At 58.9% G+C, this 18,315-nt stretch carries 30 protein-coding genes; all 30 read right to left on the bottom strand.

The genetic code is table 11. The features are described from left to right. Position 1 precedes the first annotated feature (1 nt). Positions 2 to 1,300, bottom strand: coding sequence for a replication-associated recombination protein A (locus tag J2Z75_RS00150; RefSeq protein ID WP_327791199.1), 1,299 nt, complete (start codon positions 1,298 to 1,300; stop codon positions 2 to 4). Positions 1,301 to 1,391: 91 nt separating this feature from the next. Continuing rightward, complete coding sequence (locus tag J2Z75_RS00145) at positions 1,392 to 2,684, bottom strand: DegQ family serine endoprotease (RefSeq protein WP_234937127.1); 1,293 nt, start codon at positions 2,682 to 2,684, stop codon at positions 1,392 to 1,394. 339 nt (positions 2,685 to 3,023) lie between these two features. After that, positions 3,024 to 3,449, bottom strand: a complete 426-nt coding sequence (rplQ, locus tag J2Z75_RS00140) for a 50S ribosomal protein L17 (protein ID WP_209845965.1) — start codon at positions 3,447 to 3,449, stop codon at positions 3,024 to 3,026. Positions 3,450 to 3,579: 130 nt separating this feature from the next. Continuing rightward, positions 3,580 to 4,590, bottom strand: coding sequence for a DNA-directed RNA polymerase subunit alpha (locus tag J2Z75_RS00135; protein WP_060638418.1), 1,011 nt, complete (start codon positions 4,588 to 4,590; stop codon positions 3,580 to 3,582). Positions 4,591 to 4,690: 100 nt separating this feature from the next. Next, a complete protein-coding gene (rpsK, locus tag J2Z75_RS00130) occupies positions 4,691 to 5,080 on the bottom strand; it encodes a 30S ribosomal protein S11 (protein ID WP_018328263.1) in 390 nt (129 codons plus the stop codon). Positions 5,081 to 5,317: 237 nt separating this feature from the next. After that, positions 5,318 to 5,686, bottom strand: coding sequence for a 30S ribosomal protein S13 (rpsM, locus tag J2Z75_RS00125; protein ID WP_037100637.1), 369 nt, complete (start codon positions 5,684 to 5,686; stop codon positions 5,318 to 5,320). A 233-nt stretch (positions 5,687 to 5,919) separates the two neighbouring features. Next, positions 5,920 to 6,516, bottom strand: coding sequence for an adenylate kinase (locus J2Z75_RS00120; protein ID WP_209845962.1), 597 nt, complete (start codon positions 6,514 to 6,516; stop codon positions 5,920 to 5,922). Next, complete coding sequence (gene secY, locus J2Z75_RS00115) at positions 6,513 to 7,853, bottom strand: preprotein translocase subunit SecY (RefSeq protein ID WP_209845960.1); 1,341 nt, start codon at positions 7,851 to 7,853, stop codon at positions 6,513 to 6,515. The genes J2Z75_RS00120 and secY overlap by 4 nt, the downstream gene beginning before the upstream one ends. 236 nt (positions 7,854 to 8,089) lie before the next feature. Beyond that, positions 8,090 to 8,560, bottom strand: a complete 471-nt coding sequence (gene rplO / locus J2Z75_RS00110; RefSeq protein ID WP_209845957.1) for a 50S ribosomal protein L15 — start codon at positions 8,558 to 8,560, stop codon at positions 8,090 to 8,092. Positions 8,561 to 8,573: 13 nt separating this feature from the next. Beyond that, positions 8,574 to 8,777 (bottom strand): 50S ribosomal protein L30, encoded by a 204-nt coding sequence (gene rpmD, locus J2Z75_RS00105; protein ID WP_209845954.1) that lies wholly within the window; start codon positions 8,775 to 8,777, stop codon positions 8,574 to 8,576. 12 nt (positions 8,778 to 8,789) lie between these two features. Then, the gene (gene rpsE / locus J2Z75_RS00100) at positions 8,790 to 9,359 is read right to left on the bottom strand and encodes a 30S ribosomal protein S5 (RefSeq protein WP_037169472.1); all 570 of its coding nucleotides are present in this window, start codon (positions 9,357 to 9,359) and stop codon (positions 8,790 to 8,792) included. A 140-nt stretch (positions 9,360 to 9,499) separates the two neighbouring features. After that, complete coding sequence (gene rplR, locus J2Z75_RS00095) at positions 9,500 to 9,862, bottom strand: 50S ribosomal protein L18 (RefSeq protein WP_037169470.1); 363 nt, start codon at positions 9,860 to 9,862, stop codon at positions 9,500 to 9,502. Between the two features lie 12 nt (positions 9,863 to 9,874). Further along, entirely contained in the window at positions 9,875 to 10,411 is a 537-nt protein-coding gene (rplF, locus tag J2Z75_RS00090) for a 50S ribosomal protein L6 (RefSeq protein ID WP_037169468.1), read from the bottom strand. A gap of 42 nt (positions 10,412 to 10,453) precedes the next feature. Beyond that, positions 10,454 to 10,852 carry a 30S ribosomal protein S8 gene (rpsH, locus tag J2Z75_RS00085; RefSeq protein WP_056335736.1) on the bottom strand — a complete coding sequence of 133 codons (399 nt, stop codon included), beginning with the start codon at positions 10,850 to 10,852 and terminating at the stop codon, positions 10,454 to 10,456. Positions 10,853 to 10,864: 12 nt separating this feature from the next. Continuing rightward, the gene (gene rpsN / locus J2Z75_RS00080; RefSeq protein ID WP_209845951.1) at positions 10,865 to 11,170 is read right to left on the bottom strand and encodes a 30S ribosomal protein S14; all 306 of its coding nucleotides are present in this window, start codon (positions 11,168 to 11,170) and stop codon (positions 10,865 to 10,867) included. Positions 11,171 to 11,201: 31 nt separating this feature from the next. Further along, positions 11,202 to 11,762, bottom strand: coding sequence for a 50S ribosomal protein L5 (gene rplE / locus J2Z75_RS00075; protein ID WP_209845949.1), 561 nt, complete (start codon positions 11,760 to 11,762; stop codon positions 11,202 to 11,204). Next, entirely contained in the window at positions 11,755 to 12,066 is a 312-nt protein-coding gene (gene rplX / locus J2Z75_RS00070) for a 50S ribosomal protein L24 (protein WP_209845947.1), read from the bottom strand. The genes rplE and rplX overlap by 8 nt, the downstream gene beginning before the upstream one ends. A gap of 12 nt (positions 12,067 to 12,078) precedes the next feature. Next, positions 12,079 to 12,447: a 50S ribosomal protein L14 gene (gene rplN, locus J2Z75_RS00065; protein ID WP_018328276.1), complete on the bottom strand. Its 369-nt coding sequence runs from the start codon at positions 12,445 to 12,447 to the stop codon at positions 12,079 to 12,081. 240 nt (positions 12,448 to 12,687) lie between these two features. Next, positions 12,688 to 12,924 (bottom strand): 30S ribosomal protein S17, encoded by a 237-nt coding sequence (gene rpsQ, locus J2Z75_RS00060; RefSeq protein ID WP_113317589.1) that lies wholly within the window; start codon positions 12,922 to 12,924, stop codon positions 12,688 to 12,690. Positions 12,925 to 12,936: 12 nt separating this feature from the next. Further along, on the bottom strand, positions 12,937 to 13,137 hold the full coding sequence (gene rpmC, locus J2Z75_RS00055; protein ID WP_018328278.1) for a 50S ribosomal protein L29: 201 nt from the start codon (positions 13,135 to 13,137) through the stop codon (positions 12,937 to 12,939). 12 nt (positions 13,138 to 13,149) lie between these two features. Further along, on the bottom strand, positions 13,150 to 13,563 hold the full coding sequence (rplP, locus tag J2Z75_RS00050) for a 50S ribosomal protein L16 (protein WP_018239489.1): 414 nt from the start codon (positions 13,561 to 13,563) through the stop codon (positions 13,150 to 13,152). A gap of 38 nt (positions 13,564 to 13,601) precedes the next feature. Next, complete coding sequence (rpsC, locus tag J2Z75_RS00045; RefSeq protein WP_068953550.1) at positions 13,602 to 14,315, bottom strand: 30S ribosomal protein S3; 714 nt, start codon at positions 14,313 to 14,315, stop codon at positions 13,602 to 13,604. After that, on the bottom strand, positions 14,315 to 14,704 hold the full coding sequence (gene rplV / locus J2Z75_RS00040; protein ID WP_018328280.1) for a 50S ribosomal protein L22: 390 nt from the start codon (positions 14,702 to 14,704) through the stop codon (positions 14,315 to 14,317). Before rplV ends, rpsC begins: the two co-directional genes overlap by 1 nt. Before the next feature lie 2 nt (positions 14,705 to 14,706). Then, positions 14,707 to 14,985, bottom strand: a complete 279-nt coding sequence (gene rpsS / locus J2Z75_RS00035; protein WP_037100590.1) for a 30S ribosomal protein S19 — start codon at positions 14,983 to 14,985, stop codon at positions 14,707 to 14,709. Between the two features lie 15 nt (positions 14,986 to 15,000). After that, complete coding sequence (gene rplB / locus J2Z75_RS00030; RefSeq protein ID WP_209845942.1) at positions 15,001 to 15,837, bottom strand: 50S ribosomal protein L2; 837 nt, start codon at positions 15,835 to 15,837, stop codon at positions 15,001 to 15,003. An 11-nt stretch (positions 15,838 to 15,848) separates the two neighbouring features. Then, on the bottom strand, positions 15,849 to 16,142 hold the full coding sequence (locus tag J2Z75_RS00025) for a 50S ribosomal protein L23 (RefSeq protein WP_037100585.1): 294 nt from the start codon (positions 16,140 to 16,142) through the stop codon (positions 15,849 to 15,851). Next, on the bottom strand, positions 16,139 to 16,759 hold the full coding sequence (gene rplD, locus J2Z75_RS00020) for a 50S ribosomal protein L4 (RefSeq protein ID WP_209845939.1): 621 nt from the start codon (positions 16,757 to 16,759) through the stop codon (positions 16,139 to 16,141). Before rplD ends, J2Z75_RS00025 begins: the two co-directional genes overlap by 4 nt. Positions 16,760 to 16,771: 12 nt before the next feature. Beyond that, the gene (gene rplC, locus J2Z75_RS00015) at positions 16,772 to 17,452 is read right to left on the bottom strand and encodes a 50S ribosomal protein L3 (RefSeq protein WP_209845936.1); all 681 of its coding nucleotides are present in this window, start codon (positions 17,450 to 17,452) and stop codon (positions 16,772 to 16,774) included. Between the two features lie 153 nt (positions 17,453 to 17,605). Next, positions 17,606 to 17,914: a 30S ribosomal protein S10 gene (rpsJ, locus tag J2Z75_RS00010; protein WP_003507767.1), complete on the bottom strand. Its 309-nt coding sequence runs from the start codon at positions 17,912 to 17,914 to the stop codon at positions 17,606 to 17,608. A gap of 290 nt (positions 17,915 to 18,204) precedes the next feature. Further along, positions 18,205 to 18,315 (bottom strand): EF-Tu C-terminal domain-related protein (locus J2Z75_RS00005; protein WP_144083273.1); only part of this gene is annotated, 111 nt, incomplete at its 5' end.

Here is an 18,315-nt window from a genome sequence, read left to right as displayed (position 1 = left end):
ATTATTTCGGCTGCTTGCGTTCCCGCTTCAACCGCTGCCAGAACTCCAGGCGTTTCAACGTTTCCCGTTCAAAGCCCCGCTCCTGCGGCTGATAGAACCGCGTATCCTTGCCGCGCAGTTCTTCCGGAAAGAAATCCTGTCCGGAATAGGCGTCCGGATAATCGTGATCGTATTTGTAGCCCTCGTGATAGCCGAGGTCCTTCATCAGCTTTGTCGGCGCATTGAGGATGCTTTTGGGCGGTGGAATGGAGCCGGTCTGCCGCGCCATTTCCAATGCCGCGTCGAAAGAGCGGTAGCTGGCATTGGATTTCGGCGCGGTCGCGACATAGACGATCGCCTGCGCGATAAACAGCCGGCCCTCCGGCCAGCCGATCCGCTCGAATGCGCTCCAGGCGGCGATCACCTGCGGCAGGGCATTGGGGTCCGCCATGCCGACATCCTCGCTGGCCACGCAGGCAAGACGCCGAAACAATGTCATCGGATCTTCGCCCGCATCGACCATTCGCGCGCCCCAGTACAGGCCTGCATCGACATCGCTGCCCCGCAGGCTCTTGTGGAAGCAGCTGAGCAGATTGTAATGACCGTCCTGCGCCTTGTCGTAAACCGGCATTCGCTTCTGCAGCGCTTTCGACAGGCGCCCGATGTCGAGATCTTCGGCTTCATCCAATGAGAAGACGTCGTCCGCCAATCCGACCAGATAGCGCCCGTCCCCGTCCGCCATGTTGATCAGGGCGGCGCGCGCATCGTCTGTCAGCGGCAGCCGTTTTCCGACGAAGTTCTCGACCCGCGCCAGCAGCAATTCCGAGGAGGCTGCATCAAAGGGATTGAGTGTGAAAACCTTCAGCCGCGACAGCAACGCGGCGACAAGGCTGAAGCTCGGGTTTTCCGTCGTCGCGCCGATCAGAATCACCGAGCCGTTTTCGACATGCGGCAGCAGCGCATCCTGGGTGCTTCGATTGAAACGATGCAGCTCATCGACAAAAAGGATGGTCTGGCGGCCGATGGTCCGGTTGCTTTTTGCCGTGTCGAAGACTTTGCGCAGATCGGCGATGCCCGACATGACGGCGGAAAGCTGTACGAATTCCATTTTCGCCGACTTCGCCACAAGCCGCGCGATCGTGGTTTTTCCGACACCCGGTGGTCCCCAGAGGATGAAGGAGCCAACGGTTCCGCCGGACACCATGCGGGCAATCGGCCCATTCTCGCCCAGAAGATGGTCCTGGCCGATGACCTCCTCCAGCGTTTCCGGACGAAGCGCATCCGCGAGCGGCCGGTGCGTGGTCTCATCGAATAGCGTCACAGCCAACTCCTTTGCTGCGAAAGGCCGGTCGCAGCAAGACTGTCATTGATTCGGCCGCGTCGCTTTGGTTCAGATGAGACTAGCAGATCGATCATCGGAAGAACTGGCGAATACGCTGGCCGTCGCGTTCGATCTCGACGCGCCACAGCGACGGATCGTCCTTGGCGATCGCCTCGAGCGTCGTCGATTTGTCGATCGGCGTGCCATTGACGGCGATGATGATATCCTTTGGTTGGAAACCAACCCGGGCAGCCGGCGAGCCGCGATTGATCTGGGTGATCACCACGCCTTGCGAGGACGTCGACATATGCAGTTCGTCGGCCAGGCGTGGCGAGAGATTGCCGACCACTGCGCCGGCGAACGGATTGCGCCCCTCGATCAGCCGCTCGTCGCGCGGCGATGTTTCCGGAGCCTCGGCAAGCGTCAGCTCAAGATCGCGGGTCTTGCCGTTCTCGCTCACGGTTACCTTGGCCTGGTGGCCAACGCCGACTGTTGTCAGCCGGTAGCCGAGCGCGTCTGGATGCTCCACAGGAATCCCGTTGACGGCAACAATCACCTGCCCCGGCTTCATGCCCGCCTTTTCAGCCGGCCCGCCTTCGATCACCGAACTCACCAGCGCACCGCGTGCCCGGTCGAGCCCCAGCGCTTCGGCGACTTCCGAGGTCACCGGCTCGAAGCTTGCGCCAATGAAAGGCCGTGTGAAACTGCCATTGCCGCCCTCGGCGGACGCCACGAAGACCTTGACCAGATTGGCGGGAATGGCAAAGCCAACACCGTTCGAACCGCCACCGCGTGAAAAGATCGCAGTGTTGATGCCGATCAGCTGGCCGTTCATGTCGATCAGGCCGCCGCCGGAATTGCCGGGATTGATCGCCGCATCGGTCTGGATGAAGAAGCCGAAATCACCGGAGACGACCTGGTTTCGAGCAAGAGCAGAGACGATGCCGCTGGTCACCGTCTGGCCGACGCCGAAGGGGTTGCCGATCGCCAGCACGAGGTCGCCGACCTCGACCGCATCGGAATCACCCAACGGGATCGTCTCGAAGGGACCATCGGATTTGATCTTCAGGACAGCGAGATCCAGCCGCTCGTCCTTGAGCATGACCGTGCTCTCGAACTCCCTGCCGTCGGCCAGCGCGATCTTGATGTCGTCGGCATCGGCGATGACGTGATTGTTGGTCACCACGATGCCGTTCTTGCCGACGATGACGCCGGAGCCGAGCGACGACTGCTTCGAAGACCGGTTCGGCATCTGCTGGCCGAAGAACTGCTCGAAGAACGGGTCATCGGCAAAGGGCGAACGATTCTGGACGGTCTTTTCGGCGTAGACGTTGACCACGGCATTGGCTGTCTGCTTGACCAGAGGCGCGAAGGACAGCTGCATTTCCGCGCGGCTTTGCGGCTGCACTTTCGGCGTCTCCGCCTGTGCGACGATGGCGCCGGTCCGGATGTCTTCGACGTCGTCGGACGCGTTTACTCCCGGAGCGATGAAATGCACGGCGGCGGCAAAAACTATGAGCCCGGCCATGGTGGACAGGACGAGAGTACGGGGCGAACGGATCATGCGGGATATCCTGCCGAAAGGGATTCAGGGAAAACAGATAGGACTTCACGGATAGAAAGCAAAGACGGCGGAAACGTGAAAATGGGCCTAAGAGCGCTACAACGCAAAACAGCCGGGCTTTCGGCCCGGCTGTCTCAATCTTCCGATCAAGCGGAAAACTTAAGCGGCGTCCGCAGCTTCTGCTTCGGCGGCAACGCGAGCGATGTCCTTGGCGCCCTTGGCCGAAGTATCGCGATCGACGAATTCAATGACGGCCAGAGCCGCATTGTCGCCGTGGCGGAAGCCGGCCTTCATGATGCGCAGGTAACCGCCGTTGCGGGTTGCGTAGCGCGTTGCGATGGCATCGAACAGCTTGGCGACGACAGCAACGTCGCGGATCTGCGAGATGGCCTGACGACGGGCATGAAGGTCACCCTTCTTGCCGAGCGTGACGAGCTTCTCGACGATCGGGCGGATTTCCTTTGCCTTCGGCAGGGTGGTGACGATCTGCTCATGTTCGATGAGCGAAGCAGCCATATTGGCAAACATTGCCTTGCGATGGCTTGCAGTTCTATTCAGCTTGCGGCCGGCTACACCATGGCGCATTGCTATTCTCCTTTAAATGCAGGTGCCCTTTTCGTTGTCTGGGCCTGCCGTTTCCTGGCACATACAGGCTTCCTTGCGGAGCCTGCTGTTTGACGGGGAAAGGCAGAGGGTTAACCTGCCTTTTTTATTGTTAATACTGGTCTTCGTAACGCTTGGCGAGATCTTCGATGTTCTCGGGCGGCCATGCGGGCACTTCCATGCCGAGGTGCAGGCCCATGGAAGCGAGAACTTCCTTGATTTCGTTCAGCGACTTGCGGCCAAAGTTCGGAGTGCGAAGCATTTCGGCTTCGGTCTTCTGAATGAGGTCGCCGATATAGACGATGTTGTCGTTCTTCAGGCAGTTGGCCGAACGGACGGAGAGTTCCAGTTCGTCGACCTTCTTGAGCAGTGCCGGGTTGAACGCCAGTTCGGTAACGGCTTCTTCTTCGGCTTCCTTCTGCGGTTCGTCGAAGTTGACGAAAACGCCGAGCTGGTCCTGAAGGATGCGGGCCGCGAAAGCGACTGCATCTTCACCGGTGACGGAACCATCGGTCTCGATCTGCATCGACAGCTTGTCGTAGTCGAGAACCTGGCCTTCGCGGGTGTTTTCCACCTTGTAGGACACTTTCTTGACCGGCGAATACAGGCTGTCGACCGGGATGAGGCCGATCGGCGCGTCTTCCGAACGGTTGCGGTCAGCAGGCACGTAGCCCTTGCCGTTGTTGACGGTGAACTCCATGCGGATCTCGGCGCCCTCGTCGAGGGTGCAGATCACATGGTTCGGGTTGAGGATTTCGATATCGCCAACCGTCTGGATGTCACCGGCGGTAACAACGCCCGGACCCTGCTTGCGCACGACCATGCGCTTTGCGTCGTCGCCATCCATCTTGATGGCGATTTCCTTGATGTTGAGCACGATGTCCGTCACGTCTTCCCGGACGCCCGGGATCGAGGAGAACTCGTGCAGGACGCCGTCGATCTGCACTGCGGTCACAGCAGCGCCGCGAAGCGACGACAAAAGAACGCGGCGAAGCGCGTTGCCGAGGGTCAGGCCAAAGCCACGCTCCAGCGGCTCGGCAACAAGGCTCACCTTGGTGCGGCCGGTAGAGGAGAACTCGACCTTGTTCGGCTTGATCAGTTCCTGCCAGTTTTTCTGAATCATATGTTTTGCCTTCCGTTCGTTGCCACCATCCAATCGTGGCAACCGAGCCTTGAAGCGCCGGGAGAGGTAATCCCCTCACCGGCAGGATGAATGCGTATGCTTAAACGCGGCGCTTCTTGCGCGGGCGGCAACCGTTGTGCGGGATCGGAGTCACGTCACGGATCGAGGTGATCATGAAGCCGGCAGCCTGCAGGGCGCGCAGAGCCGATTCACGGCCGGAACCCGGGCCGCAAACTTCGACTTCGAGCGTCTTCATGCCGTGTTCCTGGGCCTTCTTGGCCGCATCTTCGGCAGCCATCTGGGCTGCGAACGGGGTCGACTTGCGCGAGCCCTTGAAGCCCTTCGAACCAGCCGACGACCAGGCAATGGCGTTGCCCTGTGCATCGGTGATGGTGATCATCGTGTTGTTGAACGACGAGTTGACGTGGGCGACGCCCGTGGAAATGTTTTTCCGCTCGCGACGGCGAACGCGTGTGGCTTCCTTGGCCATGGTATACCTTTCGTTGATCTCTGCACCGCCGTAACACCAGCGGCTCCACCGGGCGGAGGAAAAACCCCTGCCCTAAATTTTCAAGTCATGCGCGAACGGAAAAACCGATCTGCGCGGCGATATCGTCACTGCCGTAATGCCAGCAGCTCCACCGGAGGGACGCGATGCGCGCCCTTCCGAAACCACAAAAGAGGCCGGCGTCGAGCGCCAGCCCCTGCATTTCCCAATTCAGGGAAATTACTTCTTCTTGCCTGCAATCGCCTTTGCCGGGCCCTTGCGGGTGCGGGCATTGGTGTGCGTGCGCTGGCCGCGTACCGGCAGCGAGCGACGATGACGCAGGCCGCGGTAGCAGCCGAGGTCCATCAGACGCTTGATGTTCATCGAGGTCTCGCGACGCAGGTCGCCTTCAACCTGATAATCGCGGTCGATGGTTTCACGGATCTGAAGAACTTCAGCATCCGTCAGTTGGTGCACACGACGTTCAGCCGGGATACCGACCTTCTCGACGATTTCCTGTGCGAACTTCGCTCCGATCCCGTGAATGTAACGAAGCGCGATTACTACGCGCTTGCTCGTCGGGATGTTGACGCCAGCGATACGTGCCACGCCTGTTCTCCTTGCTTCCAGTTGCCATCCGGCAATAGGTGCTTCGTTATGCAGCCCCTTTTTGGAGGGCCGACTGTGAAAGTTCTGTTCGGAACACGTCAAAAGAATCGCGCCCGGACTTCGTCTTTGAAATCCGCGCCGATCCCTTGCATGTAGCGAGTTAGCGCGGTCTTTGAAGGAATCGACCGCAAAAGTCAACTCCCCGGCAGTCCTTTTTCAAGAACTGGCCTTTTTCAAGCGTCGGCCGAAGCCGATGCCAGGATCTTGTTGATTTCGGAGGTCACGGTTTCAACCGATGCCATTCCATCAACCGTCTTCAACTCGCCCGTTGCAGCATAGTGCTGCGACAGAGGCGCCGTCTTTTCGCGATATTCGACAAGACGCTTCTTGAATGCTTCCGGATTGTCGTCGGAGCGAACCGTGCCGCCAGCGGCAATGGTTTCTGCTACGCGATTCTCGATCCGCCGTACAAGCGCATCTTCGTCAACTTTCAGTTCGATGACCGAATCGAGCCTCAATCCCTTGCCTTCGAGCATCTTGCCGAGTGCAATGGCCTGGGGAACCGTGCGCGGATAGCCATCAAGGATGAACCCCTTGGCGCAATCGGCCGAATCGATCCGGTCCGAGACGATCTCGTTGACGATCGCGTCGGAGACAAGCTGACCTGCATCCATGACGGCCTTGGCACGCTTGCCGACGTCACTCTGCTCGGCAACGGCTGCCCGCAGCATGTCGCCTGTCGAAAGCTGCGGAATACCGTATTTCTCCGTCAGCAGCTTGGCCTGTGTTCCCTTGCCAGCTCCCGGCGGTCCTAAAAATATTAATCTCATCGGCCCCTCTTCCCTCCACGCAGCTTTGATTTCTTGATCAGCCCCTCATACTGCTGGGCAATCAGGTGACCCTGCACCTGTGCTACAGTATCAAGGGTCACGCTGACAACAATCAAAAGCGACGTACCACCAAGGTAGAACGGCACGCCGGTCTGCGCGATCATGACTTCGGGCAGAATGCAGACGAACATCAGGTAGATCGCGCCGAGCACGGTGATGCGGGTCAGCACGTAGTCGATGTATTCGGCTGTGCGCTCGCCCGGGCGAATGCCGAGGATAAAGCCGCCGTGCTTCTTCAGATTGTCGGCCGTATCCTTCGGATTGAAGACGATGGCCGTGTAGAAGAAGGCAAAGAAAGCGATCATGCCACCATAGAGTACCATATAGAGCGGCTTGCCATGGCCGAGAGCCGCGACGATGGTCGTTGCCCAGGACGGCAGCGCCGCGCTGTTGGCAAAGCCTGCAAGCGTTGCCGGCAGAAGCAGCAGCGACGACGCGAAGATCGCCGGGATGACGCCGGCCGTGTTGAGCTTCAGCGGCAGGTGCGAGGTATCGCCCTGGAACATCTTGTTGCCGACCTGACGCTTGGGATACTGGATCAAAAGACGTCTTTGGGCGCGTTCGAAGAAGACGATCAGCGCGATGACACCGACCACCATGACAATGATGGCGAGAATCAGCGGCGTCGACAGGGCGCCGGTGCGGCCGAGTTCGAGCGTGCTGGCCATGGCGGTCGGCAGATGCGCGACGATGCCCGCAAAGATGATCAGCGAGATGCCGTTGCCGATACCGCGCGAGGTAATCTGCTCGCCAAGCCACATCAGGAACATCGTGCCGCCGAGAAGCGAAATAACGGTCGAGATACGGAAGAACCAGCCGGCATCCACCACGAGGCCGTTGCCGCTTTCAAGGCCAACCGCGATGCCATAGGCCTGCAGCGTGCCGAGCAGCACCGTGCCGTAGCGGGTGTACTGGTTGATGACCTTGCGGCCCTGCTCGCCTTCCTTCTTCAGCTGCTCAAGCGACGGAACAACGGAGGTCATCAGCTGAACAATGATGGAGGCGGAAATATAAGGCATGATCCCGAGCGCGAAAATCGCCATGCGCTCGACGGCGCCGCCGGAGAACATGTTGAAGAGGCCGAGGATACCACCGCTCTGCCCGGCGAACGCCTGAGCAAATGCCTGAGGATTGAGACCAGGCAACGGAATATAGGTGCCGAGGCGATAAACCAAGAGGGCGCCCAGGGTGAACCAGAGGCGCCGTTTCAGATCTTCCGCTTTTGCGAAAGTCGCAAAATTCAGATTGGAGGCGAGCTGTTCCGCTGCAGAAGCCATGCAATTCTCCGCGTAACCAATGTAGGAACCCGCGGGGAAACCCGGTCAGTTCCGGTAGAGGTTATGTTCGATGTGTGAAAACCGGCTTGGAAAAGACTGCATCAGCAATCGCACGCCTCACCTGGCTCCCGTATTAATGTTTGCGACCAGCCTTGGCTAGCCACGAATCCGTGAGGCTCTCATATGGGAGCAAAACCGCCCGGTGTGAAGCACCCCGGGCGGTTCATCAGCAACAATTATTCGGCAGCGCCCGAAAGCAGCTTGATCGAACCGCCAGCCTTTTCGATCTTTTCGATCGCAGGCTTGGAAGCGCCGGCAACTTCAATCGTTACCTTTGCCTTCAGTTCGCCGTCGGCGAGAACGCGAACGCCGTCCTTGGCGCGACGGATGACGCCGGCAGCCGTCAGGGCAGCAGCATCGACGGTCTTCGAAGCGTCGAGCTTCTTGGCGTCGATTGCGGTCTGGATGCGGCCGAGCGACACGACAACAAAGTCCGAACGGAAGATGTTGTTGAAGCCGCGCTTCGGCAGACGACGGTAGATTGGCATCTGGCCGCCTTCGAAGCCGTTGATGGCAACGCCCGAACGAGCCTTCTGACCCTTGACACCGCGGCCGGCAGTCTTGCCGGATCCGGAGCCGATACCACGGCCGAGACGCTTGCGGTTCTTGGTCGAACCTTCGTTGTCTTTGATTTCATTCAGTTTCATGATGGTATCCCCCTCACTTCTCGTCGACGACGCGAACGAGGTGCTGGACGGCCCGGATCATGCCGCGAACGGAAGGTGTATCTTCCAGAACGCTAACCCGGTGCATCTTGTTGAGACCGAGACCGATCAGCGTTGCGCGCTGTACGGCTGGGCGGCGAATGGGGCTGCCGATCTGTTCGACCGAAACCGTCTTCTTTGCAGCTTCTTTCTTGACCATTGTCTGGCTCCCTTATTCTTCGGAAGCAACGCCGGCGGATACGCGGCGGCCCTGCAGAGTGGCATATTTCATGCCGCGCTGAGCTGCGATATCCTTCGGGTGCATCTGGCTTTTCAGAGCGTCGAACGTGGCGCGGATCATGTTGTACGGGTTCGACGAACCGGTCGACTTCGCAACAACGTCATGCATGCCGAGCGTTTCGAAAACGGCGCGCATCGGGCCACCGGCGATGATGCCGGTACCGGCCTTGGCAGCACGCAGCAGAACCTTGCCTGCGCCATGACGGCCATGAACGTCGTGATGAAGCGTACGACCGGAGCGCAGCGGAACGAAGATCAGTTCGCGCTTGGCGGCTTCGGTTGCCTTGCGGATGGCTTCCGGCACTTCACGTGCCTTGCCATGACCGAAGCCAACGCGGCCCTTCTGGTCGCCGACGACGACGAGAGCAGCAAAGCCGAAACGACGGCCGCCCTTGACGACTTTTGCGACGCGGTTGATTGCTACGAGCTTGTCAACGAATTCGCTGTCGCGCTCCTCGCGGTTCTGGCGATCGTCGCGAGAACCTCTTTTTTCTTGTGCCATTGTCCTTTTCCTTTTTCTTTTCCGGGTGCAATCGGCAGATTGACAAAAAGTCGCCCCGCGCCTTCGAGGGAGCGGTAGCGACGCGCTTTTTCACAAGCGGTTCGATGATCCGCCCAGGCAAGCCCGGGCGGATATCATCTTTAGAAGTTCAGGCCACCCTCGCGGGCTGCCTCGGCGAGCGCCTTGACGCGGCCGTGATAGATGAAGGCGCCACGGTCAAAGACAACGTCCTTGACACCAGCCTTCGAGGCGCGCTCTGCGAGGAGCTTGCCAACGGCAGCAGCTGCTGCCGTGTCAGCGCCCGTCTTAAGCGACGAACGCAGATCCGTGTCGAGTGTCGAGGCAGACGCAACGGTCTTGCCAGCAACATCATCGATAACCTGTGCATAGATGTTCTTCGACGAGCGATGAACAGACAGGCGCAGACGGCCATTGGCCACTGCCTTGACTTGACGGCGCACGCGGCTGGCGCGGCGCACAAGTGTATCTTTCCTTGTAGCCATTTCGCGTGATCCTTACTTCTTCTTGCCTTCTTTGCGGACGATCCGCTCGCCGGCATACTTGACGCCCTTGCCCTTGTAGGGCTCGGGGCCACGGTATTCGCGGATTTCCGCGGCAACCTGGCCGACCTGCTGCTTGTTGATGCCGGTGACGACGATTTCCGTCGGCTTCGGCACAGCAATCGAAATGCCTTCCGGAGTCTGGTAGACCACGTCGTGGCTGAAGCCGAGCGCCAGCTGCAGGTTCTTGCCCTGAAGCGACGCGCGATAACCGACGCCGTTGATTTCGAGCTTGCGCTCGTAGCCGTCCTTGACGCCCTTGAAGATGTTTTCGATCATCGTGCGGGACATGCCCCACTTCGACCGTGCATCCTTGGACTGGTCAACCGGGGTCACCGACACCGCGTTGTTGTCTTCCAGCTTTACGACGACTTCGTCGTTAGCAACGAAGAAGAGTTCACCTTTCGGGCCCTTTGCAGTCACCGTCTGGCCACTTACCGTGGCCGTGACACCTGCAGGAACCGGAACGGGTTTTTTACCGATACGAGACATTGTTCAACCTGTCTGTCCGTTATGGAGGTCACTGCTACCGTATTAGAATACGGAGCAGAGAACCTCGCCACCAACGTTCTGTTCGCGTGCCTGATGATCGGCCATCACACCCTTCGGAGTCGAAAGGATAGTGATACCGAGACCGTTCGCGACCTGCGGAATGGACTTGACCGAGACATAAACTCGGCGGCCCGGCTTGGATACGCGGCCGATCTCACGGATCACCGACGCACCTTCGTAGTATTTCAGTTCGATATTGATCTCGGCCTTGCCGTTACCAAATTCGGTTTCCGAATAACCGCGGATGTAGCCTTCAGCCTGAAGGACATCCAGAACGCGTGCGCGCAGCTTGGAAGCCGGAGTGGAAACACTCGACTTGCGGCGTGCAGCACCGTTGCGGATACGGGTGAGCATATCGCCCAGCGGATCAGTCATTGCCATGTGCCCGTCTCCTTACCAGCTCGACTTAACAATGCCCGGCACCTTGCCGAAATTGCCAAGTTCACGAAGCGCAATACGCGACATCTTGAGTTTGCGATAATATGCGCGCGGACGACCTGTCACTTCGCAACGGTTGCGAACGCGGGTCTTGGAACCGTCACGCGGCAGGCTCGCCAACTTCAAAGTTGCCTTGAAGCGCTCTTCGATCGGAAGAGACTGGTTCATGATGGTTGCCTTCAGGGCTGCCCGCTTGGTGGCATCCTGGGCTACCGACTTACGGCGGCGATTGTTTTTTTCAATTGCGCTCGTCTTCGCCATTCAACTTAATCCTTCTGCTTGTCGTTACGGCTTACTGGCGGAACGGGAAGTTGAACTCTGTGAGCAGAGCGCGAGCTTCGTCGTCGTTGGTTGCCGTCGTGCAAACGATGATGTCCATGCCCCACATCTGATCAACCTTGTCGTAGTTGATCTCCGGGAACACAATGTGTTCCTTGACGCCCATGGCGAAGTTGCCACGGCCATCGAAGGACTTCGGATTCAGGCCGCGGAAATCTCGAACGCGCGGAAGCGCGATGTTGATCAGGCGGTCCAGGAATTCATACATGCGAACGCCGCGCAGGGTAACCTTTGCGCCGATCGGCATGCCTTCGCGCAGCTTGAAGCCGGCGATGGAGGTGCGGGCCTTGGTGATGACCGGCTTCTGACCAGCAATCGCTGCGAGGTCAGCTGCGGCAACCGCCGGCTTCTTCGAATCAGCCGTCGATTCACCAACACCCATGTTGATCACGATCTTGTCGAGGCGCGGGATCTGCATGACGTTGGAGTAGGAGAACTTCTCCTGCATCGCCTTCGAGATACGCTCAACGTATTCCGTCTTGAGCCGGGGCTCGTACTTCTTGGTGTCAGCCATCGATCGACACTCCCGAACGCTTTGCAACGCGAACCTTCTTGTCGCCATCGATCTTGAAACCGACGCGGGTCGGCTTGCCGTCCTTCGGGTCGGCGATCGCGAGATTCGACAGATGAATCGACGCTTCCTTGTTGATGATACCGGCTTCCTGGGCCTGGGTCTGGCGCTGGTGACGCTTCACCATGTTAACGCCACGCACAACGGCCCGGTCCTCCTTCGGCAGCACCTGGAGAACTTCTCCAGAACGACCCTTGTCCTTGCCGGTCAATACGACGACTTTGTCGCCCTTGCGAATCTTTTGCATCTCAATCGCTCCTTACAGCACTTCTGGAGCCAGCGAGATGATCTTCATGTGGTTCTTGGCGCGAAGTTCGCGCGGAACCGGTCCGAAGATACGGGTGCCGATCGGCTCTTTCTTGTTGTCGATAAGAACAGCTGCGTTGTTATCGAACCGGATGACGCTGCCGTCCGGACGACGGATGTCCTTGGCGGTGCGTACGACAACCGCCTTCATCACATCACCCTTCTTGACGCGGCCGCGCGGAATAGCTTCCTTGATCGAAACGACGATAATGTCGCCGACCGAAGCGTACTTGCGCTTGGAACCGCCCAGCACCTTGATGCACATGACACGACGTGCGCCGGAATTATCCGCCACGTCGAGGTTTGTTTGCATCTGAATCATGTCAGGTCGCCTTCTTGTTGTGACCGGACCGGTTGGGCCAACCTCATCAGATTGAGGGCCCCCTGTTCCAGCTTCTAAATTTCTGTTCTCGCGCGGGATCGATCGTTGCCAGGGTGGTTTCCTGAAAACAGGACCTTCCGTGCGCTCAAAGCAAAAGAACGCTCGTAGTCGAGCGTCCTTGCGCTGCTTCATACAGATTTTCTCAGCCGACGCAAGGGCCGGACGAGAAAGTCTTAAGAATTAGGCCTGGGCGGAAACGACCGTCCAGGTCTTGTCCTTGGAAATCGGCGCGCATTCCTCGATGGAAACCTGATCGCCGACCTTGTACTGGTTGTTCTCGTCATGCGCCTTGTACTTCTTGGACCGGCGAACGGTCTTCTGGAAGATCGGGTGCGCGAAACGACGCTCGACACGGACCACGACGGTCTTATCGTTCTTGTCGCTGACGACTGTGCCCTGCAGAATGCGTTTTGGCATATTCTTAGTTCCTTAAGCCTTGGCTTCTGCCGCCTTCTGGCGGGCAATGGTTTTGACGCGCGCAATGTCCTTGCGGACTTCATTGATGCGCGACGACTTTTCGAGCTGGCCGGTGGCCTTCTGGAAGCGCAGATTGAACTGCTCTTTCTTCAGCTTGGCAAGTTCTTCGTTGAGCTGATCGGCGCTGAGCGCACGAACGGTTTCGGCTTTCATGGGCTTTACTCCTTACTCTGCAATGCGCTGAACGAAGCGCGTCTTGACAGAGAGTTTCGCAGCACCAAGGCGAAGCGCCTCGCGGGCGAGTTCTTCGCTGACGCCGTCGATTTCGAACATCATTCGGCCGGGCTTGACCTTGCAAGCCCAATATTCAACCGAACCCTTACCTTTACCCATGCGGACTTCGGTCGGCTTCGCCGTGACCGGTACGTCTGGGAATACGCGGATCCATACACGACCCGCACGCTTCATGTGACGCGTGATCGCGCGGCGAGCCGCCTCGATCTCACGTGCGTTCACACGGTTCGGTTCCTGAGACTTCAGGCCGAATTCACCGAAAGCAAGGTCGGAACCGCCCTTGGCAACGCCCTTGATGCGTCCCTTGAACTGCTTGCGGTACTTAGTGCGCTTTGGCTGCAACATTTTTTTAATTCTCCGATATTAGCTGCCAGGAACGACTGTTACGCGTTTTCGCGACGACGGTTGTTGCTGCTGGGGCCCTGAGCATCACTCTCGGACGCACGACGCTCGGAAGCCATCGGATCGTGTTCGAGGATTTCGCCCTTGAAGATCCAGACCTTGATGCCGCAGATACCAAAAGCGGTTTTGGCTTCAGCCACACCGTAGTCGATGTCGGCGCGAAGCGTGTGCAACGGCACGCGACCTTCGCGGTACCATTCCGTACGGGCGATTTCAGCACCGCCGAGACGGCCGCCGCAGGTGATCTTGATGCCTTCGGCGCCAAGACGCATCGCGGACTGAACCGCACGCTTCATCGCACGGCGGAAAGCCACGCGGCGTTCGAGCTGCTGAGCGATCGACTGGGCAACGAGCGTCGAGTCGACTTCCGGCTTGCGCACTTCAACAATGTTGAGATGCGTTTCCGACTTCGTCATCTCGGCAATCTTCTTGCGCAGCTTTTCGATGTCTGCGCCCTTCTTGCCGATGATGAGGCCCGGGCGAGCCGAGTGGATCGTGACGCGGCACTTCTTGTGCGGACGCTCGATGATCACCTTGGCAATACCGGCCTGCTTCAGCTCTTCCATGACATACGCACGGATCTTCAGGTCTTCGTGAAGAAGCTGACCGTACTCGGCATTATCCGCGAACCAGCGGCTGTCCCAGGTACGGTTGATGCCGAGGCGGAAGCCGACTGGATTGATCTTCTGACCCATTATGCGGCCTCCCCTTTGGCTTCGACTTCGCGAACAACGATCGTCAGATGCGCGAAAGGCTTTTCGATACGCGATGCACGGCCACGGCCACGAGCGTGGAAACGCTTCATGACGATGGACTTGCCGACGTAAGCTTCGGCAACGATCAGGCTGTCGACGTCGAGATCGTGATTGTTCTCCGCGTTTGCGATCGCGGATTCCAGCGTCTTCTTGACAGTGTCCGAGATCCGCTTGCGCGAAAACTCGAGTTCGGCCAGAGCCCGGTCGACCTTCTTGCCGCGGATCATCGCAGCAACCAGGTTGAGCTTCTGGGGGCTGACGCGGATCGTGCGCGCAATTGCCTGCGCCTCATTATCCTTCAGCCGGCGTTCGGCTTTTGCCTTGCCCATAATTACTTCCTCTTTGCCTTCTTGTCCGCACCGTGACCGTAATAGGTCCGGGTCGGAGAGAATTCACCGAATTTGTGACCGATCATGTCTTCGTTGACACTGACCGGAACATGCTTGCTGCCGTTGTAGACGCCGAACGTGAGACCGACGAACTGCGGCAGGATGGTGGAGCGACGGCTCCACATCTTGATCACTTCGTTACGACCGCCTTCACGAACCTTCTCAGCCTTCTTGAGAAGATAGCCGTCAACAAACGGACCTTTCCATACTGAACGAGTCATTGGAGACTTCCTCTCTTACTTCTTACGCTGATGACGCGAGCGCATGATGAACTTGTCGGTCGACTTGTTCGAGCGCGTACGCTTGCCCTTGGTGGGCTTGCCCCAAGGCGAAACCGGGTGACGGCCACCCGAGGTGCGGCCTTCACCACCGCCGTGCGGATGGTCAACAGGGTTCATGACGACGCCGCGAACGTGCGGACGCTTGCCACGCCACACCGAACGACCGGCCTTGCCGTCGTTGATGTTGCCGTGGTCCGGATTGGAGACTGCACCGACCGTTGCAAGGCAGGAGCCGTGCACCAGACGCTGTTCGCCAGACGACAGGCGAAGGATCGCCATGCCCTGGTCGCGACCGACCAGCTGAACGTAGGCGCCGGCGGAGCGGGCCATCTGGCCGCCCTTGCCCGGCTTCATCTCGACGTTGTGAACGATCGAACCAACCGGCATGAACTGAAGCGGCATGGTGTTGCCCGGCTTCACGTCAACCTGCTTTTCCGAGGCGATCACCTTGTCGCCGGCAGCAAGACGCTGCGGAGCGATGATATAGGCCTGTTCGCCGTCCGCATAGTTGATCAGCGCGATGAACGCCGTGCGGTTCGGGTCGTATTCGAGACGCTCGACCGTGCCTTCAACGTCGAACTTGCGACGCTTGAAGTCGATCAGGCGGTAGGTCCGCTTGTGACCGCCACCCTGGTAGCGCACGGTGATGCGGCCGGTGTTGTTACGTCCGCCCTTGGAGGACAGGCCTTCGGTCAGCGACTTGACCGGCTTGCCCTTGTGGAGGCCGGACCGATCGACGATGACCAGCTGGCGCTGGCTCGGGGTGGTCGGATTGAAACTTTTCAATGCCATTGTTCTATTCCTCAGAGTCCGGTGGAGACGTCGATGGTCTGACCGTCAGCGAGCGTGACGATAGCCTTCTTGACGTCCTTTTGCCGGCCGGCGAAGCCACGGAAACGCTTCAGCTTGCCCTTGCGGACCAGCGTGTTCACAGCCGTTACCTTGACACCGAACAGTGCCTCGATAGCAGCCTTGATTTCCGGCTTCGACGCACCCTTGGCGACGTTGAAGATGATCTGGTTCTGTTCAGAAACCAGCGTCGACTTTTCGGTGATCGACGGAGCGAGGATCACATCATAGTGGCGAAGGTCAGTCATTTGAACCGCTCCTCAAGAGCTTCAACTGCTGCTTTGGACAGGACGAGCTTGCCGCGGCGCAGAATGTCATAAACGTTGATGCCCTGGACCGGCAGAACGTCCACATTCGGGATGTTCTGGGCTGCGAGCTTGAAATTGCTGTCGAGTTCGGCGCCGCCGATGAACAGCACGTTGGTCAGGCCGAGCGTTGCGAATGCGCCGGTCAGCGTCTTCGTCTTGGCTTCGGCAGCAACCAGGCTGTCAACGATGATCAGCTCTTCGGCACGCAGCTTTGCGGACAGCGCATGGCGCAGGCCGAGAGCACGAACCTTCTTCGGCAGGTCATGGGCGTGGCTGCGAACAACCGGGCCGTGAGCCTTACCACCGCCGCGGAACTGCGGAGCGCGAGCCGAATGGTGACGAGCGCGGCCCGTACCCTTCTGCTTGAACATCTTGGCGCCGGTACGCGCGACTTCTGCGCGGCCCTTGGCCTTGTGCGTGCCCTGCTGCTTCTTGGCGAGCTGCCAGCGAACGACGCGGGCAATGATGTCTTCGCGCGGCTCAAGACCGAAAATCGCGTCAGACAGGGAAACCTTGCCGGCTTCCTTACCTTCGAGTGTGGTGACGTTGAGATCCATGATCTGGCCCCCTTACTTGGCTGCGCGCACGGCGGCAGGACGCGGAGCGTCAGCCGGAGTGCCGGACTTGATGGCGTCGCGAACGACGATCCATGCGCCCTTGGAGCCGGGTACGGCGCCCTTGACGAGGATCAGACCGCGGTCTTCATCGGTGGAGACCACTTCCAGGTTCTGGGTGGTGATGCGCGTCTGACCCATGTGGCCAGCCATGCGCTTACCCTTCCAGACGCGGCCCGGATCCTGGTTGGAACCAGTCGAACCATGCGAACGGTGTGATACGGACACGCCGTGCGTTGCACGCAGACCGCCGAAGTTGTGGCGCTTCATCGCACCGGCAAAACCTTTACCGGCAGATGTACCGGTGACGTCAACGAGCTGGCCGGCGACGAAATGGTTTGCCGTGAGTTCGGCGCCGACGTCGATCAGATTGTCCGACGAAACGCGAAACTCGACGACCTTGGCCTTCGGCTCTACATTGGCGGCAGCGAACTGGCCGCGCAACGGCTTGCTCGTGTTCTTGACCTTGGCCTGGCCCGCACCGAGCTGAACTGCGGTGTAGCCGTTCTTGTCTTCTGTGCGATGGGCCACAACCTGGCAATTTTCCATCCGCAATACTGTAACTGGGATATGCTCACCAGCGTCGTTATAGACGCGGGTCATCCCAACTTTCTGTGCAATCACACCTGAACGCATTGGTTCATTCCTCTTGAGAGTTAGCCACGGAGAGAACCCCGTTGCACCTCTGGTTTAAGGTCTCCCCCAGATCACCCGCCCATTTGGCCGGAAGATCGGGGGTCGCCCGTTTTTGGAAGCCGTTGGACCGAGATCCACGTACCTTCCTTGTTTTTAAAGCTTGATTTCCACGTCTACGCCGGCAGCCAGATCGAGCTTCATCAGCGCGTCAACGGTCTGCGGTGTCGGATCGACGATATCGAGGAGACGCTTATGGGTACGCATCTCGAACTGTTCGCGGCTCTTCTTGTCCACGTGGGGCGAGCGGTTGACAGTAAACTTTTCAATCCGCGTAGGAAGCGGCACCGGACCACGAACCGAAGCGCCTGTGCGCTTGGCCGTCGAAACGATTTCCCGCGTGGAGGCGTCAAGAATCCGGTGATCAAACGCCTTGAGGCGGATACGGATATTCTGGCCGTTCATTCGAGTTATCCTTGTTGTTAAGCGAATGCCCCAGCTGAGGCAGTTCGTCATTCGTTTCCGGGTGCTGATGCTTCAAAGAGCGCAAAGAGCAAATCACTCTCTGTCCGTTCTGCAATTCGACCCGCCACATATACGCAATCGGCGTCCGACACAATGACCGAACGCCTACGGAAGCGCGATTTTTCGCGTTTCCGTCAATTCGAGAGGCATACGATTTTATTCGCATGCTTCGACCAACAAATTGATCGAGAAGCGGCGCTTATGGCGCGCCGCTTCCAACCGAGTAAAACTTACTCGACGATGCTTGCGACGATGCCGGCGCCGACGGTGCGGCCGCCTTCGCGGATGGCGAAGCGCAGCTTTTCTTCCATCGCGATCGGAACGATCAGCTCGACGGAGAC

Source organism: Rhizobium herbae (genome assembly GCF_017873135.1).
GTDB classification, from domain to species: domain Bacteria; phylum Pseudomonadota; class Alphaproteobacteria; order Rhizobiales; family Rhizobiaceae; genus Pararhizobium; species Pararhizobium herbae.
Note: the sequence above shows the minus strand (reverse complement) of the source record. Positions and strands in the feature narration are given on the sequence as shown.

What these genes read in the sequence shown, in the direction of transcription:
- rplN (WP_018328276.1), bottom strand. Translation starts at nt 12,447, where the DNA reads ATGATTCAGATGCAAACAAACCTCGACGTGGCGGATAATTCCGGCGCA.
- rpsC (WP_068953550.1), bottom strand. Translation starts at nt 14,315, where the DNA reads ATGGGTCAGAAGATCAATCCAGTCGGCTTCCGCCTCGGCATCAACCGT.
- rplE (WP_209845949.1), bottom strand. Translation starts at nt 11,762, where the DNA reads ATGGCTGACACCAAGAAGTACGAGCCCCGGCTCAAGACGGAATACGTT.
- rpsN (WP_209845951.1), bottom strand. Translation starts at nt 11,170, where the DNA reads ATGGCGAAGACGAGCGCAATTGAAAAAAACAATCGCCGCCGTAAGTCG.
- rpsE (WP_037169472.1), bottom strand. Translation starts at nt 9,359, where the DNA reads ATGGCACAAGAAAAAAGAGGTTCTCGCGACGATCGCCAGAACCGCGAG.
- rplX (WP_209845947.1), bottom strand. Translation starts at nt 12,066, where the DNA reads ATGCAAAAGATTCGCAAGGGCGACAAAGTCGTCGTATTGACCGGCAAG.
- rplC (WP_209845936.1), bottom strand. Translation starts at nt 17,452, where the DNA reads ATGCGTTCAGGTGTGATTGCACAGAAAGTTGGGATGACCCGCGTCTAT.
- rpsJ (WP_003507767.1), bottom strand. Translation starts at nt 17,914, where the DNA reads ATGAACGGCCAGAATATCCGTATCCGCCTCAAGGCGTTTGATCACCGG.
- rplB (WP_209845942.1), bottom strand. Translation starts at nt 15,837, where the DNA reads ATGGCATTGAAAAGTTTCAATCCGACCACCCCGAGCCAGCGCCAGCTG.
- rpsH (WP_056335736.1), bottom strand. Translation starts at nt 10,852, where the DNA reads ATGGCAATGACTGATCCGCTGGGCGATATGCTCACCCGTATCCGCAAC.
- rpmC (WP_018328278.1), bottom strand. Translation starts at nt 13,137, where the DNA reads ATGAAAGCCGAAACCGTTCGTGCGCTCAGCGCCGATCAGCTCAACGAA.
- J2Z75_RS00145 (WP_234937127.1), bottom strand. Translation starts at nt 2,684, where the DNA reads ATGCAGCTGTCCTTCGCGCCTCTGGTCAAGCAGACAGCCAATGCCGTG.
- rpsQ (WP_113317589.1), bottom strand. Translation starts at nt 12,924, where the DNA reads ATGCCAAAACGCATTCTGCAGGGCACAGTCGTCAGCGACAAGAACGAT.
- rpmD (WP_209845954.1), bottom strand. Translation starts at nt 8,777, where the DNA reads ATGGTCAAGAAAGAAGCTGCAAAGAAGACGGTTTCGGTCGAACAGATC.
- secY (WP_209845960.1), bottom strand. Translation starts at nt 7,853, where the DNA reads ATGGCTTCTGCAGCGGAACAGCTCGCCTCCAATCTGAATTTTGCGACT.
- J2Z75_RS00135 (WP_060638418.1), bottom strand. Translation starts at nt 4,590, where the DNA reads ATGATTCAGAAAAACTGGCAGGAACTGATCAAGCCGAACAAGGTCGAG.
- J2Z75_RS00120 (WP_209845962.1), bottom strand. Translation starts at nt 6,516, where the DNA reads ATGAGATTAATATTTTTAGGACCGCCGGGAGCTGGCAAGGGAACACAG.
- rplP (WP_018239489.1), bottom strand. Translation starts at nt 13,563, where the DNA reads ATGTTGCAGCCAAAGCGCACTAAGTACCGCAAGCAGTTCAAGGGACGC.
- rplV (WP_018328280.1), bottom strand. Translation starts at nt 14,704, where the DNA reads ATGGGCAAGGCAAAAGCCGAACGCCGGCTGAAGGATAATGAGGCGCAG.
- rplQ (WP_209845965.1), bottom strand. Translation starts at nt 3,449, where the DNA reads ATGCGCCATGGTGTAGCCGGCCGCAAGCTGAATAGAACTGCAAGCCAT.
- rplD (WP_209845939.1), bottom strand. Translation starts at nt 16,759, where the DNA reads ATGGATCTCAACGTCACCACACTCGAAGGTAAGGAAGCCGGCAAGGTT.
- rpsK (WP_018328263.1), bottom strand. Translation starts at nt 5,080, where the DNA reads ATGGCCAAGGAAGCCACACGCGTTCGCCGTCGCGAGCGGAAAAACATT.
- J2Z75_RS00025 (WP_037100585.1), bottom strand. Translation starts at nt 16,142, where the DNA reads ATGACTGACCTTCGCCACTATGATGTGATCCTCGCTCCGTCGATCACC.
- rplR (WP_037169470.1), bottom strand. Translation starts at nt 9,862, where the DNA reads ATGGCTACAAGGAAAGATACACTTGTGCGCCGCGCCAGCCGCGTGCGC.
- rpsS (WP_037100590.1), bottom strand. Translation starts at nt 14,985, where the DNA reads ATGACTCGTTCAGTATGGAAAGGTCCGTTTGTTGACGGCTATCTTCTC.
- rplO (WP_209845957.1), bottom strand. Translation starts at nt 8,560, where the DNA reads ATGAAACTGAATGAAATCAAAGACAACGAAGGTTCGACCAAGAACCGC.
- rplF (WP_037169468.1), bottom strand. Translation starts at nt 10,411, where the DNA reads ATGTCTCGTATCGGTAAAAAACCCGTTCCGGTTCCTGCAGGTGTCACG.